This is a genomic window from Lentzea tibetensis (assembly GCF_007845675.1).
Taxonomy (GTDB): Bacteria; Actinomycetota; Actinomycetes; order Mycobacteriales; family Pseudonocardiaceae; genus Lentzea; species Lentzea tibetensis.
The window spans coordinates 253992-267510 of the sequence record NZ_VOBR01000002.1 but is presented as its reverse complement, the minus strand read 5'-3'; the positions used below and the strand labels follow the sequence as shown (position 1 = coordinate 267510).

Annotated in this window: 15 protein-coding genes; 9 read left to right on the top strand and 6 right to left on the bottom strand. The window is 70.8% G+C overall.

What is annotated here, in order from left to right; translation table 11 throughout:
- Positions 1–4: 4 nt before the first annotated feature.
- On the bottom strand, positions 5–409 hold the full coding sequence (locus tag FKR81_RS03220; protein ID WP_146349375.1) for a nuclear transport factor 2 family protein: 405 nt from the start codon (positions 407–409) through the stop codon (positions 5–7).
- 41 nt (positions 410–450) lie between these two features.
- Positions 451–3210 carry an ATP-binding protein gene (locus FKR81_RS03215; protein WP_186762729.1) on the bottom strand — a complete coding sequence of 920 codons (2760 nt, stop codon included), beginning with the start codon at positions 3208–3210 and terminating at the stop codon, positions 451–453.
- Positions 3211–3335: 125 nt separating this feature from the next.
- Between FKR81_RS03215 and FKR81_RS03210 the strand changes: the two genes are divergently transcribed.
- Together FKR81_RS03210 and FKR81_RS03205 are read left to right on the top strand one after the other, a co-directional pair.
- The gene (locus FKR81_RS03210) at positions 3336–3656 is read left to right on the top strand and encodes a hypothetical protein (protein WP_146349373.1); all 321 of its coding nucleotides are present in this window, start codon (positions 3336–3338) and stop codon (positions 3654–3656) included.
- Positions 3653–4159 (top strand): YceI family protein, encoded by a 507-nt coding sequence (locus FKR81_RS03205; RefSeq protein WP_146349372.1) that lies wholly within the window; start codon positions 3653–3655, stop codon positions 4157–4159. The genes FKR81_RS03210 and FKR81_RS03205 overlap by 4 nt, the downstream gene beginning before the upstream one ends.
- On the opposite strand, the gene FKR81_RS43265 is transcribed toward FKR81_RS03205, so the two are convergent.
- Positions 4156–4314: a hypothetical protein gene (locus tag FKR81_RS43265; RefSeq protein WP_186762728.1), complete on the bottom strand. Its 159-nt coding sequence runs from the start codon at positions 4312–4314 to the stop codon at positions 4156–4158. The two genes, FKR81_RS03205 and FKR81_RS43265, sit on opposite strands and share 4 nt — an antisense overlap.
- Between FKR81_RS43265 and FKR81_RS03200 the strand changes: the two genes are divergently transcribed.
- Together FKR81_RS03200 and FKR81_RS03195 are read left to right on the top strand one after the other, a co-directional pair.
- Positions 4313–4738: a nitroreductase family deazaflavin-dependent oxidoreductase gene (locus tag FKR81_RS03200; protein ID WP_146349371.1), complete on the top strand. Its 426-nt coding sequence runs from the start codon at positions 4313–4315 to the stop codon at positions 4736–4738. The genes FKR81_RS43265 and FKR81_RS03200 overlap by 2 nt on opposite strands.
- 52 nt (positions 4739–4790) lie before the next feature.
- Positions 4791–5951 carry a hypothetical protein gene (locus FKR81_RS03195; protein ID WP_146349370.1) on the top strand — a complete coding sequence of 387 codons (1161 nt, stop codon included), beginning with the start codon at positions 4791–4793 and terminating at the stop codon, positions 5949–5951.
- Positions 5952–5998: 47 nt separating this feature from the next.
- On the opposite strand, the gene lexA is transcribed toward FKR81_RS03195, so the two are convergent.
- Positions 5999–6640 (bottom strand): transcriptional repressor LexA, encoded by a 642-nt coding sequence (gene lexA / locus FKR81_RS03190; protein ID WP_407936497.1) that lies wholly within the window; start codon positions 6638–6640, stop codon positions 5999–6001.
- A 265-nt stretch (positions 6641–6905) separates the two neighbouring features.
- Positions 6906–7292 carry a hypothetical protein gene (locus FKR81_RS03185; protein WP_146349369.1) on the bottom strand — a complete coding sequence of 129 codons (387 nt, stop codon included), beginning with the start codon at positions 7290–7292 and terminating at the stop codon, positions 6906–6908.
- Positions 7293–7433: 141 nt separating this feature from the next.
- On the opposite strand from FKR81_RS03185, the gene FKR81_RS03180 reads away from it, so the two are divergent.
- Both FKR81_RS03180 and FKR81_RS03175 read left to right on the top strand, forming a co-directional pair.
- Complete coding sequence (locus tag FKR81_RS03180; RefSeq protein ID WP_222598164.1) at positions 7434–8066, top strand: helix-turn-helix transcriptional regulator; 633 nt, start codon at positions 7434–7436, stop codon at positions 8064–8066.
- Complete coding sequence (locus FKR81_RS03175; protein WP_186762727.1) at positions 8020–9054, top strand: cytochrome P450; 1035 nt, start codon at positions 8020–8022, stop codon at positions 9052–9054. The genes FKR81_RS03180 and FKR81_RS03175 overlap by 47 nt, the downstream gene beginning before the upstream one ends.
- Before the next feature lies 1 nt (position 9055).
- On the opposite strand, the gene FKR81_RS03170 is transcribed toward FKR81_RS03175, so the two are convergent.
- A complete protein-coding gene (locus FKR81_RS03170) occupies positions 9056–10009 on the bottom strand; it encodes a LysR family transcriptional regulator (RefSeq protein WP_146349367.1) in 954 nt (317 codons plus the stop codon).
- An 18-nt stretch (positions 10010–10027) separates the two neighbouring features.
- On the opposite strand from FKR81_RS03170, the gene FKR81_RS03165 reads away from it, so the two are divergent.
- From FKR81_RS03165 to FKR81_RS03155, 3 genes are read left to right on the top strand one after another with little or no spacing between them, the layout of a single operon-like run.
- Positions 10028–11077 (top strand): L-tyrosine/L-tryptophan isonitrile synthase family protein, encoded by a 1050-nt coding sequence (locus FKR81_RS03165; RefSeq protein WP_146349366.1) that lies wholly within the window; start codon positions 10028–10030, stop codon positions 11075–11077.
- Positions 11078–11123: 46 nt separating this feature from the next.
- A complete protein-coding gene (locus FKR81_RS03160) occupies positions 11124–11918 on the top strand; it encodes a TauD/TfdA dioxygenase family protein (RefSeq protein ID WP_146349365.1) in 795 nt (264 codons plus the stop codon).
- The gene (locus FKR81_RS03155) at positions 11915–13519 is read left to right on the top strand and encodes an ArnT family glycosyltransferase (protein ID WP_146349364.1); all 1605 of its coding nucleotides are present in this window, start codon (positions 11915–11917) and stop codon (positions 13517–13519) included. Before FKR81_RS03160 ends, FKR81_RS03155 begins: the two co-directional genes overlap by 4 nt.

Genomic DNA, 13519 nt, shown 5'->3' with positions numbered 1-13519 from the left:
ACGACTACGCCACGGCGTCCGGTGCGAAGTAGTCGCGGATCAAGGAGATCTGCCCGTCGCGCAGCCGGAAGATCTGCACCAGCGACATGGTCGTGGGCCCGCTCGGCGTGGTGAACGCGGTGTCGATCTCGACGATGAACACGTCCGGGTCGGCGGTGTCGTGCAGCACGTACCGGGACTTCTCGAAGTCGACCTGGCGTTCCGTGTCGGCGGGCCGCAGGTAGTACGCGGCGAGCTGCTCGCGGATCTCCCCGCGCCCCTCCATGCGCGTGGGGAAGGCTCCCCCGGCGGGCACGAGCGGCGCCTCGATCACGCCGTCGTCGGTGAAGAGCCCGGCCACCGCGTCGGCGTCCTGGCTGATCGTGGCCCTGAGGTAGCGCTTGTACAGGTCGTCATGAGATGTGGACACACTTCAATGATCCAGGAATCGGTCCATCAGCGCGTTCGAATTCACGAGCTGCGCAGTGACCACGCGGCGATCTCGGTCCTGGTGCGCAACCCCAGCTTGGCCAGGACACTGCGGACGTGCGTCTCGACGGTGCGTTCGGACAGCACGAGGCGGCTCGCGATCTGGCGGTTGGTGAGCGCCTGCGCGATCAGCTCCACGACCTCGGACTCGCGTGGTGACAACGGATCCGAGGTCCGCTCTTCGGTACCGATGCGGCGCAGCAGGCGGTCGGCGGCGGCCAGCCGGACCGGGAGGTCGAGCGCGCGGAACTCCGCCGCTGCCTGGGTCGCGAGTGTCCGGGCGGCGGGGAGGTCGCCCTCGGTGACGAGGGCCTGCGCGAGCCCGAGTCTGCTGAGCGCCAGGAACGGACGGGCGCCGATGCGGGCGTTCATCTCGACGGCCGTGCGGTAGTGGTCGATGGCCACGGCGGTTCGGCCGCAGGTCATCGCGAGGTCGCCGAGCAGGTGCGGTGAGGCGGCCCGGCAGAACACGACGCCCGACCCGTCCGCAGAGAAGTCCGGGTCCAGTGTGGACAGTCTGCGGTAGACGAGGTCGGCGGTGGCCGCGTCGTCGAGCATGCAGGCCACCTCACCGATCTGGCTGAGCAGCGGAGCCCACATCGGCCCGACCTCGACGGCGTCGGGCATCGCGCGGAACTCCTCGAACGTGGCGCGCGCCTGGTCGAGGTCGCCGAGCAGGGCGTGCACGAACGGCACGTACACGCGGGCCAGCGCAACGTCGCCGACCAGGCTCAGCACGGCGAGCGACTCCTCCGCGGACGCGGCGTCGATGGTGCCGCTGATCTGCGCCAGCCCGTGCCGGAACGCGTGGTACATGCCCTTCGCCGCGGGTGCGCCGATCCGCTCGGCCAGCGCGCGGGCGGTCTCGTTGTGCTCCCGCGCGGCGTCCAGTTTGCCGACCAGTGCCGCCTTGGTGGCCCGCAGCCGGTGCAGGTGCCACCAGGCCACGGCGTGCTGCCGCGCTGCGGCGAACTGCTCGATCAGCGCCAGCTCGCGGTCGACGGCGGCGAGGTCGCCCGCCTGGAACGCCGCGTCGACCAGCCACACGTGCCCCCACAGCGAGGCGTGCGGTTGCCGGGCGGTGTCGGCCAGCGCCACGGCCCGGTTGGCGAGTGCCACTCGTTCAGCGAGGAACTGCGGGGCGCACAGCGCGAGGTGGCGGGCGTGGATGCCGTCGAGCTCCGCGTCCGGGTCTCCGCTGCGCTCGGCGAGGTCGAGCGCGTCGGCGGACAACTCGCGGGCGAGGTCGAACGCACCCGCGGCGGTCACCGCCATGGCGCGGCGGGCGAGCAGCCGGGCGCGCGGAGCGGTGGCGTCCGGCGGGAGGTGCCGCAGCGCCGTCGTGCACAGCTGCCCCACCGCGGTGAGCAGCACCGGGTCACCGAGTCCGGTGATCACGAGCGCCGCGTCGGCGATCAGCTCGGGCGCCTCCGCGTCCTCGGCCAGCCGGGCCACCGCGCGGCAGTGGTCGAGGCTGGCGTCCACCTCTCCGGTCAGGAACTCGGCCCTGGCCAGGTCGAGCGTGAGCACGGCGCGGTCCCGCACGGGGGCGTGCTCGGCTGCGGCTAGGGCGAGCGCAGCGAACCGGAGTGCCTCGTCGTAGGCGAGCTCGGCGGTGGCCGCGCGTGCGGCGACCGTCGCCCACCGGGTGCATTCGCCGGCGGCGTCCGGTCCGTCCGCGCGCCGCCAGTGGGTCGCGATGCGGCCGGGGGCACCCCCGGTGGCGGCGAGGGCCAGCGCGCACCGCCGGTGCAGATCGGCACGGGCGGAGGGCGCCAGCTCCTGGTAGGCCGCGTCGCGGACGAGCGCGTGCGTGAACGCCAGTACGTCGCCGTCGACCTGCAGCGCTCGGGCGGCGACGGCCTCGTCGAGCAGTGCGGCGGGCTCCTCCCCGGTGACGGCCGCGAGCAGCGCCGGTTCGATCCGCTCCCCCAGCACGCTGGCCGCGTCGAGCACATCCCGTGCGCGCAGGCTCAGGCCGTCCAGCCTCGCCAGCATCAGCCGGTGCAGCTCCGGGTGACCGGTGACCTCGCCGCTGTCGGTGATGCGGTCCAGCAGCATCCGCACGTAGAGCGGGTTGCCGCCGGTTCCGTCGGTGAGCCGGGTCGCCAGCTCGTCGGGGTCGGCGACGCTGGTGGTGCGCCGCACCCAGCCCGCGACGTCCTCACGGGTCAGGCCGGCGAGCCGGACCGTGCGGGTCGCCGGGGCGCGCACCAGGTCGGGCAATGCGTCCGCGAACGCGCCGTCCGCGTCGCGGTAGGTGGCGACGACGAGGATCCGGGCGGTGTCGAGCTCGCTCGCGACGTGGGCGAGCAGCCGCAACGACGTCCGGTCCGCCCAATGCATGTCCTCCAGCACGACCAGCAGACCGGTGGACGCGGCCGCGGCGACCAGCGCGTCGGTGGCGTCGGCGAGCATGGCGAACCGCGCTGTCGCCGAGCCTTCCGCGTCAGCCGGGTCGAAGCGCGTGTCGGTGAGGACTCGGTGCAGTGCGGCTACGTCACGGGCGAGCCTGCGCCACGGCCACAGCGGCGGCATGCCGGGGTCGTCGACGGCCTGGCCGCGTGCGACCGGGACGCCGTACTCGGCGGCCATGGCCGTCGCGGCGACCGCGAGCCGCGTCTTGCCGATGCCCGCGTCCCCGCCGACCAGCACCAACCTGCCCGAGCCACCCGCCGCCGCCACGAGCCCCGCGCGCAGTTCGGCGAGCTCGCGGTCGCGTCCGACGATCGGAGCCTCCACCTCAGGAGTATCTCCGATCAGTGGCGATCCGGTACCGCACTGCGTACTGGCACTGATCCGCGCCGGGCCCGCCCGGCCAAGACTCGGCGGCGACACCAAGTCCGCACGAAGAGAGGAGACGGGCCATGCACGCGCAGCTCACGTACTTCGACCGGCCACGCACCCCGGAACAGCTGGCGGCGGCGGACTTCGCCGCACAGGAGCGGATCAAGCCCGCGGCCACGTCGGTGCCCGGCAACATCAGGACCTACGTGCTGCGGCGACCCGACGGCTCGGAGGTCGTCGTGTCGATCGCCGAGTCCGAGCAGGCGCTCATCGACACCCAGAAGGCGATCATGAGCACCTCGTTGCTGCCCGGTGAGGACCCGGCGCTGCTGCCGGGTGCCGACCGGGTCGAGATGTACCCCGTCCACGAGGTTTTCGACCACACCGGAGCGCAGTCATGACCACCACCACCAAGACGCTGGCCGCCGGCACCTGGCGGGCCGACCTCACGCGCTGCACCGCGTCGTTCAAGATCGGTAACCTGGGTCGCGTCGCCAACGGGACCGTGCCCGTCACCGCAGGAACCGTCGAGATCGGCGCGGACGGCGCGCTGCTGGCCGTGCACGGCACCCTGGACCTCAGCGCCATCGACACGGGGATCGCCAAGCGCGACCTGGATCTGCGCAAGCCGAGCCTGCTCGACCTGGACCGGCACCCCACGATGACGTTCACCGCGACGTCGGCGTCTCCCGTCGAAGGCGGCTGGCAGGTCGCGGGCACCCTCACCGCGAGGGGCACCTCCACCGAGCTGAGCGGCGTCGTCGAACTGTCCACCGCGGACGGCGAACCGGCGATGACCGCGACCGCACGGCTGGACCGCAGGACGCTGGGCATCCGCGCGCCGAGGTTCATGATCGGCCGGTACGTCGACATCACCGTGACGGCCGTCATTCGGTCCACCTAGTGGCGTTGTCGACGGAGCAGACCGGTGAGCGTGCCGACGGTGACGAAGTTGGCGATCATCAGCCAGCCGCGCTCGTCCTTCGCGTCGGTGAGAGTCGCGTAGGTAGGCGGACGGCCGGGAATGATCGCGGCTCGCGAGGTGTTGATCGTGGGCATGGCAGACGTTGAGCTCAGCCCCACCGAGTGGGTGCAGAACCAGACGCGGAAGATCCTCGAGACCGGGACGACCGAGGGCATCAAGGTCCTCGGCAAGCCGATCGTGCTGCTCACGCTGCGCGGCGCGAAGACCGGCAAGCTGCGCTACACCCCCGTGATGCGGGTGGAGCACGACGGCAGGTACGCGGTCGTGGCCTCCAAGGGCGGTGCTCCTGAGCACCCCACCTGGTACTACAACATCGAGGCGCACCCCGAGATCGCGCTGCAGGACGGGACCGTGACCGGTGACTACGTCGCCCGCGAGGTCGACGGCGCCGAGCGGGCCGAGTGGTGGGAGCGGGCCGTCGCGGCCTACCCGTCCTACGCCGACTACCAGGAGAAGACCGACCGGCAGATCCCGGTGTTCGTGCTCGACCCGAAGTGACGGACGGGGAGTGCTTATCCAGCCCGTATTCGCGGCTGGATTCACTCCCTCCGTGACTGATCTCAATCGACGCGCCGTGATCCGCGGCGGCGCCGCTCTCGCGTTGCTGACCACGTTCAGCGGTGGCCTGCCGACCTGGGCATCGGGCCGGATCGGCCCGGACACGCCGGTGCGGCCTCCGGACTTCGACTCACCGGTGTGGCGCGCCCTGCCCTTACCGGACCGTCAGTTGTTCACGATCCTGAGCCAGATCCACTCGACGTTCAGCGAGCACTCAGGGCAGATCTGGAACGGCTACCGGCCCGACCGCGGCCCCATGATCTGCGGTCACTTCCCCGGTGCGGACGCCCCGGTCGACTACGCCTACGTGCTCAACTCGCGCGACCCTGCGAAGGTCGGCGACGCACAGCCGGTGGATCTTCCGCGAGCGCTGTGCCTGCCGCGGGTGCACCGCATCACGCGCGGTCCGGGCGTCGAAGCGGCGCAGGATCCGGGCGGCACGGTCGGCGCACGGGAGGTCGCGGGCGAGCTGACCTGGCTGGTCGGCTTCAGCACCGCGGTGGGCTGGGTGCTCGATCCGAGCACGTGGTTGTTCGGCCGCATCGCGGTCCACGAGGCGTTCCACGTCCACCAGGCCGGGTGGGACCACGGGGACGGTGTCCAGTACTGGCCGAACGACTACCCGCGCGACGTCGAGAACGCGGCGCTGGCCCTGCTCGAGGACGCGGTGCTCACCCTGCCGCCCGGCCAGCGGCCTTCGACCGCGCGCACGGCCCTGCTCACCTATCTCGCGATCCGCGCCACCCGCCACGACCGGCTGCCGGAGACCCGCAAGCGCGAACACATGTACCACCTCATCGAGGGCACGGCCCGGTTCGTCGAAGAGCGGTACGTGCGGCTGGGCGGGCACGGGCCACTGGACCGCTCGCTGGACCTCACGGTCGGCAAGCTGTTGCTGGTCTGGATCGCCAGGTCACGCGGCTACCGCGCCGGCGCGGACTGCGCTGAGCTGCTGGACTCCGCCGCCGGGCCGGGCTGGCGCCTGCGGGCTCCGCAGGGCAAGGCTCCGGCCGACGTGGCTGGCGAGGTACTCGGCGTGCCTGGCGGGGAGGAACGCGACCGGTTGGTCGCGAAGGCCAAGGCGGACTTCGACTACGCGAAGCTGCTGGCGAAGGTCGAACGGGCCGACCTGCCCCACGCCGTCTACCCGTAGCGAGGCAAGGGGGCCTGCGCCTTCCGCGGGCCCCCTTGCCGCCCTGTTCAGAGACGCCGCAGAACCGTCACCACTTTGCCGAGGATCGTGGCGTCGTCACTGTCGATCGGCTCATGGTCGCGGTTGTGCGGCGACAGCCACACGTGCCCGTCCTCACGCTTGAACGTCCTCACCACCGCCTCGCCGTTGATCACCGCGGCGGCGATCTCGCCGTTGTCCACGGTCGGCTGCCTGCGGATGACGACCCAGTCGCCGTCGGCGATGGCCGCGTCGACCATCGAGTCACCGACGACGCGCAGCAGGAACAGCTCGCCCTCACCGACGATCTCGCGCGGCAGCGGGAACACGTCTTCGATCGACTCCTCGGCCAGGATCGGCCCCCCGGCCGCGATGCGGCCGAGCACCGGTACGTAGGCGGGCGTCGACTTGGACGCGGGGGCGACCTCTGCGGGCAGCATGCCGATCGCGCGCGGCTGGTTCGGATCACGCCGCAGGTAGCCCTTCCGCTCCAGTTCCCGCAGTTGAACGGCAACTGAGGACGTCGAGGTCAGCCCGACCGCCTCGCCGATCTCGCGCACGCTCGGCGGGTAGCCGAACCTGTCGACCCAGTCCCTGATGACGTCCAGGACCTTCCGCTGGCGCAGCGTGAGGCCCGCGGTTACCGGATTCACGGTGACCAGCAATGGCAAGGCCGATGTTTGATAAGCCACCGGACGACGTGCTGAGACGGTCAGCCCGGTGTCGAGGTGTAGGTCTTGCTCGTCTGGTGTGTCGTCCGGTTCGAAGGCAGGCGCCTCGTGCTGCTCAGAAGTCGACATCTGGCCCTGTGCAGCCACGTCGATGTCCATTCGGGCCAGTTCCTCGATGATGGCCGGCGTGCGCCTGCCGGTCCTGCGGTCCAGCACGACCCGGAGACGCGCGGCGGCGACCTGCTCGGCATCGGGATGCAGTGACTCAGTCATCGCGACCTCGCCCCTCGTCATCCGGGAGCTCCGGCGTTGCCGAAGCAAGATCGTCCTTCTCGATCTCGCGAAGGAGTGGATTCAGCACACGGTCGGTCAGTGCGTACATCAGCTTGCGCTCATCCGGGCCCGCGAGCTCCGAGTCGGCCAGCGCCGCCAAGAGCTCGAGACCCGCGGTGCGCTTGCGCGGAGACTCGTCAACGGCGTAGGCGAGGATCTCGAGAAAACGCTTGGACCACTCCTCCCGGCGCCCCTGCGCTTCGCGTTGCTCGGTGGCGCGATCGCCGGCACCCGTGTTCATACGAGCTCCGAGGAGCGCACCCCCTGCGGTGCAGACCGCGGCCAGCAGCGCCGCGGCGACCGGCAACCACGGATTCATCCACACCTTCCTGCGCCGAGGATCGGCATCCGCCGAATGGTAGGCACAAGCACGCGGGCCGAGGGGTGGCACACGTCCAGAGATACCGGTATGTAGCAACGCCCAGTGGCTGGTTGAATCGGTGGTGTGCAGGCTGAGCACGTGAGTCGCGTGTGGACGCGGGAGCCGGGGTTGTTGCCGCCCCAGCTGCCCGTGCCCTCCGTCGACCTCGTGCGGTTGCCGGACGGGTCGTTCCTGCTCACCGGGCCGGAGACGGTGGCACGGCGCGGGATGCTGCCGATGCCGCTCAGCGGGTTTCACCTGCGGCCGGGGGCGTGCCGGGCGTTGTTCGGCATCGCGGCCGACGAGGTGCCGGTCGACGGTGTGCCGGTGTCGTCGCCCCGGTCCGCCGAGCTCGAACCGGACGCCGTCGTGGCTCGCGCGATCGCGGCGATCCGTGCGACGCCCGGTGTCGCGATCACCGAGCTGGCGGGGCTGGTGGGGCTCTCCGAACGGCAGTTGAGGCGGCGGTTCGCGGTCGAGGTCGGGTTGCGGCCCAAGGAGTACGCGCGGGTCGTCCGGCTGCACCGGGCGGTCGCGTCGCGGGGGCGATGGGCCGACATCGCGGTGCGGTGCGGGTGCTACGACCAGGCGCACCTGCTCGCGGAGTTCCGCAAGGCCGGGTGCTCGCCCGCGGATGTCCGTTTTCTCCAAGCCGCAGGCAAAGCGAGCGGATCAGGCTCGACGCATGATCTTCGAATGGCACGAGCGGACGGCGCGCGAAGGACTGCGTGACCCGGTTCGCCGGGAGCACGGCGCGTGGTTCGTGCACCGGTACGCCGACGCACGACGAGTGCTGACCGACCACGACACGTTCTCGTCGGACGAGCTGCGGTACAACCCGCAAGCACCGCATGCCGCGAACCCCGTGCTGCGCAGCCTGATCGCGACCGACCCGCCGAGGCACGCGGCGCTCAGAGCCGTGGTCGCCCAGCAGTTCACCAAGAGGGTCCTCGATCGAACTCGCGAGAGGATCGGTCACGACGCCGCCCAGCTCGCGAACGAGCTGCACGAAGGCGCGGACTTCATCGAGACGTTCGCGCGTCCACTTCCGACCCGCACGATCTGCCACCTGCTCGGCATCGAGCCCGACCCCCGCTTCGCCCGCTGGACCGACGCCGTGACGACGTTCATCGGCACCCGCGCGACCCACGACACGCAGCGGACGTTCGCCGAGATCGCGGACTACTTCCGCACGTGGCGGCGCACCAGCGACACCCCGTTGGCGCGCAGCGACCTCACCGACCAGGAGGTCGCGGACTTCTGCACCCTCCTCCTCACCAACGGCACCGAAACGACGACAACCCTGCTGGCGAGCGCCGTTCTCGTCCGTGACCGCTTCCCCGGCGCACCGGACGACGTCGAAGAACTGCTGCGACTCTTGCCACCGGCCGGAGGAACGGACCGCTTCGCCACCCGCGACACCACCATCGGTCGCCACCGGATCCGACGCGGCGACCGCGTCGTGGCGATGGTCGTCTCGGCGAACAGGGACCCCGACGTCTTCGCCGATCCCCACGTCCACCGGCCGGGACGAAACCCCAACCCGCACCTCGGATTCGGGCGCGGCACCCACTTCTGCCTCGGCGCACACCTCACTCGCGCACAGGTCGCCGTCGCGCTCGCCCAACTCCCGCGCACATGGCGACCGTTGGATCTCAAGGTCGACGGCACCCCGGTCGGGCCGCAGATCGCGGCGCTCAGGGTCACCTCCGGGAGCTGAACTACCCGGCCATGCGGCGGGTCAGCCAGCGCTGGTACACGCCCGCCCTGGCGGCGCTGTCCCAGTAGCCCGCGTCGGCGGCCTCCAGCAACGCGGCGGTGTGCACGGCCACCGGGCTGTCCGCGGCGATGGCGAGCACGTGCCGCAGCTCGGTCTTCACGTCGGCGATGGGCAGCACGGCCACGCCGTCGCCGAATGTGCTGGTGGCCTGCGCGAGCGCCACGGCCAGCCCGCGCCGCAGGACGTCACGCGCGGTGAAGCCGCCGAGCCGGTAGCCGATGGTGGGCGTGAACCCGGCGCGCTGGCACACCAGGTGCAGGTACTCGGAGCACTGCACTTCGAGTTCCTCGGGCAGGATCCACGACTGCTCGGCCAGGTCGGCGAGCCTGATCTCGCTGCGGTCGGCCAGCGGGCCGGTCGCGGCCATGGCGACGAACAACGGCTCCGTGACGATCTCGTGCAGGACGACGCCGTCCGGCCGGGGCAGCGGGAGCTCCGGGTGTTCGAGCACCGTGGCGAGCTCGAGGTTGCTGGCGGCTATCAGCTCCAGGATCTCCCGGCCGCTGCGCTGCTGGCGGACCACGAGCTCGCTGCCGGGCAGCAGCTCGCCGAGGCGCTGGACCACGGGCGCGGCCACCGGGGACGGCTGGGACGCCATCCGGACCAGGCTGGGCACGTCCGCGCCGGTCTCGGTGCGCAGGCGGGTCTCGCTGACGAGCTTGTCCAGCGACGGCAACAGGGTTCGCGCGTAGTTGAGCACCAGCTCACCGAGTGCGGTGGGGCGGGTGCCGCGCCGGTCGCGCACGAACAACGCACCGCCGAACATGCGCTCGGCGCGTTGCAGCTGGTAGGTCAGCGCGGGCTGGGTGATGTTCAGCTCGGCCGCGGCTCTCGTCATGCTGCCGGACTTGACGATCTGGCAGATCATCCGCAGCTGACGTACCTCGACCTCCATGTCACCGCAGCCTACGCGATGTTGTTTGGTTTTAAACTACCTGCGCGCGCGTCAACCGTTGACATCAAGAACCTTGATGACCTCCTTTTATTAGACAACGCATTGTGGTCGTTCGATACTTCAATCGTGACGGAAGAACGCACAGCACGCAGAATCCTGTCCATTCTTCTCACACATCGGCGCCGCGCACGCCATGGCGGCGAATGTTTCTCCGAACACTGCCCCGACTGCCTGCGACCGCACCTTGACCAGGTTGTTCAGCAGGTCCGCGACGGTCGCCCGGTAGAGCTGTCGCTGCCCGCTTTCCCGGCGAAGTCGCCGAACCGGAACAAGGTCCTCGGCCCTCTTCCGGACAAGGCCGAAGAAATCGCGGTGCGTTTTCTCGCCGGGCTGTGCGACCAGATCTCCGCGGTGTACGAACCGGGAGCGCGCATCACGATCTGCGCGGACGGGCGGGTTTTCGCCGATCTGATCGGGGTGCCGGACGCCCACGTCAGCGCGTACCAGCGGGCGATGGCTCGGCTGGTGGCCCGCGAGGCACCGGACGCGCTGCGGCTGTTCACCCTCGACGACGCGGCGGCCGGGCTGTGCCCGGACCAACTGCGGCGTGACCTGGACAGCCGGTACAGCGAGAGCCTCGAGCAGCTGCGCGCGGAGATCCGCGCGAACGAGAACACCAGAGCGACCTATCTGGGCATCGTGCGCTTCCTCGTGGAGGACCGGCTCGGCCCGGACTACCAGGGCACCCGCTCGGCGCTGCAGCGCGAGAGCCGGGACCGCGCCTACGGCGTGGTGGCGCGCAGCCGTGCGTGGGGCCGGCTGGTCGGCGACCGGTTCCCGCACGCCGTGCGGCTGTCGATCCATCCGCAGCCCTGCGGCTCGGCCAAGCTCGGCATCCTGCTCGGCGGCGGAGCTGACAGCTGGCTGACGCCGTGGCACTCGGTGGCCGTTCAGGGCGGCGGCCGCTTCCAGCTGATGAAGCGGGCCGAGGCCGAACGGCTGGGCGCCGTGCTCGTGCTCGACCGCGGCCGGCCGAGTCACTTCGTGCTGACCAACTCCTGCACCTGACCAACTTCTGCACCTGATCACACTCTGGGCGTGAAAGAGGCTGTTGATGATCCACCTGGAACCGTTCGGCGCGCGGGTCTCCGCCTCCTCGCTGACGCACCGGCAGGTGCGTGAGCTGGTCCGCGAACACCACATCGTCGTGCTGGACGACTTCGGCGCGCCCGGCAGCGCCGAGGCGTTCAGCACCTGGTGCGAGGGACTCGGCGAGATCATGATGTGGCCGTTCGGCCCGGTGCTGGAGCTGGTCGAGGCCGACTCCCCCACCGACCACATCTTCGACCACAGCTACGTGCCGATGCACTGGGACGGCATGTACAAGCCGCTCATCCCGGAGTTCCAGGTCTTCCAGTGCGTGAGCGAGCCGGGGCCGGGGCACGGGGGCCGCACGACCTTCTGCGACACGACGAGGCTGCTGCGCGAACTGGACGAGCAGACGCTCGCCAGGTGGCGGGAGATCGTGGTGACGTACCGGATCCAGAACGTCGTGCACTACGGCGGCAAGGCGGTGTCCCCGCTCGTCGTGCCGCACCCCAGGACCGGCGAACCCACCCTCCGGTACAACGAACCGCCCGTCGACGGCGACGAGTCGTTCCTGAACAAGCCGCTGCACGAGTTCGCGGGCGTCGAGGACGTGGTGGCGCTCAAGGAAGAGCTGCGCAAGGCGTTGTACGACCCGCGCTACTTCTACGCGCACGACTGGCGGGCCGGGGACGTGGTCATCACCGACAACTACGGGCTGCTGCACGGACGTGAGGCGTTCACCCACCGGGCACCGCGGCACCTGCGCCGCGTGCACGTGCTGGGCGACCCGCACTTCGTCAACCCGGCTGTCACCTCGTGACGCGGTGGCTGGTCGCCGGTCTCACCACCTTGGCGTTCGCGCTCGCGTACTGGGCGGTGGGCCAGGTGGACCCGCACTACTACTACACGGTCGCGGTGCGGGCGATGAGCACGAGCTGGCACGATTTCCTCTACGGCGCCTACGATCCGGCCGGGTCGATCTCCGTGGACAAGATTCCCGGAGCGCTGTGGGTGCAGGCGTTGTTCGTGCGGGTGCTGGGTTTCCACCCGTGGGTGGTGCTGCTGCCGCAGGCACTCGCCTTCGCCGCCACGGTGCCGGTGCTCTACGACGCGGTGCGGCGGTGGTCGGGTGAGCGTGCCGCGATCATCGCGGCGGTGGCCTTCACACTGACGCCCATCTCCGTGGTGCTGGCGCGGGTGAACATCCCGGACACCCTGTTCGTCCTGTTGCTCGTCTGCGCGACGAACGCGATGACCAGGGCGGTCGCCGACGGCCGCTGGCGGCCACTGCTGCTGGCCGGCCTCTGGGTCGGGCTGGCGTTCCAGGTCAAGATGGCGCAGGCGTTCCTGGTGCTGCCGGGGTTGTTCGCCGCCTACCTGCTCAGCGCGCACGGCACCCTGCTCGCCAGGATCGGCCGGACCGCGGTGTCCGCTGTCGTCACCCTGGTGGTCAGCGGCTCGTGGATCCTCCTGGTCGCGATGACGCCTGCCGGCGCCCGGCCGTACGTCGACGGCAGCACGCACAACTCCGTGTGGGAGATGGTGTTCGTCTACAACGGGTTCGGACGCCTGTGGCACGGCGACGCACCCAGCGGCCAGCTGACGAGCATGCTGACGGACTTCGGCGGGCCGCCCGGCCTCGGCCGGGTCCTCAGCCCCGGAGTGGGCTGGTTGTTGCCGGTGGCGTTGATCGCGCTGGTGCACGGCCTGGCGCGTGGCGGCCGCGCCGAACGACCCGGCTGGGTGTTGTGGGCCGGCTGGCTCCTCGGGCACCTGGCGGTCTTCTCCGCGGCCACCGGCATCCACCCGTACTACACGGCGGCACTGGCGCCCGCCGTGGCGGCCTTGGCCGGTGCCGGACTGGCCCGGTTGCCATCGCCTCGCTGGGCGGTCGTGGCCACCGCGCTCGTGCTGATCGTTCCGGGCGGCCTCGCCGTGACCGCGTCCGCCAAGCCGATCGACGGCCTGGACGGCATCAATCCCGTGGTGGGACAGGCGGTCGCATTGCCCGCCGCGGGCATGGCCGCCATGCACGGGCTGCCGTCCGACGCGAAGATGCCGCCCGGCCTCGGTGACATGCACATGCTCACGCCGAACCAGGCGCTGCTGGATCACGTTCGCGCACACCACCGGTCGGAGCAGTACCTGATGGCGGTGCCGACGGCGAACACCGCCGCGCCCTACCTGGCCGCCGGCGAGTCGGTGCTGCCGATGGGCGGGTTCACCGGCGCGGCACCGTTCCCCTCCACGGACCAGCTCCAGTCCCTTGTGGACAGCGGCAGGCTCCGGTTCGTGATGGTGGGCGGGTTCCACGGGATGATGGGCGGCCCCATCGCCCAGGAACGCCAGGCGTGGGTGACCGCGCACTGCAAGCCGGTGGACGTTCAGGCGCCACCTGAACAACTCTTCGACTGCGGGTGA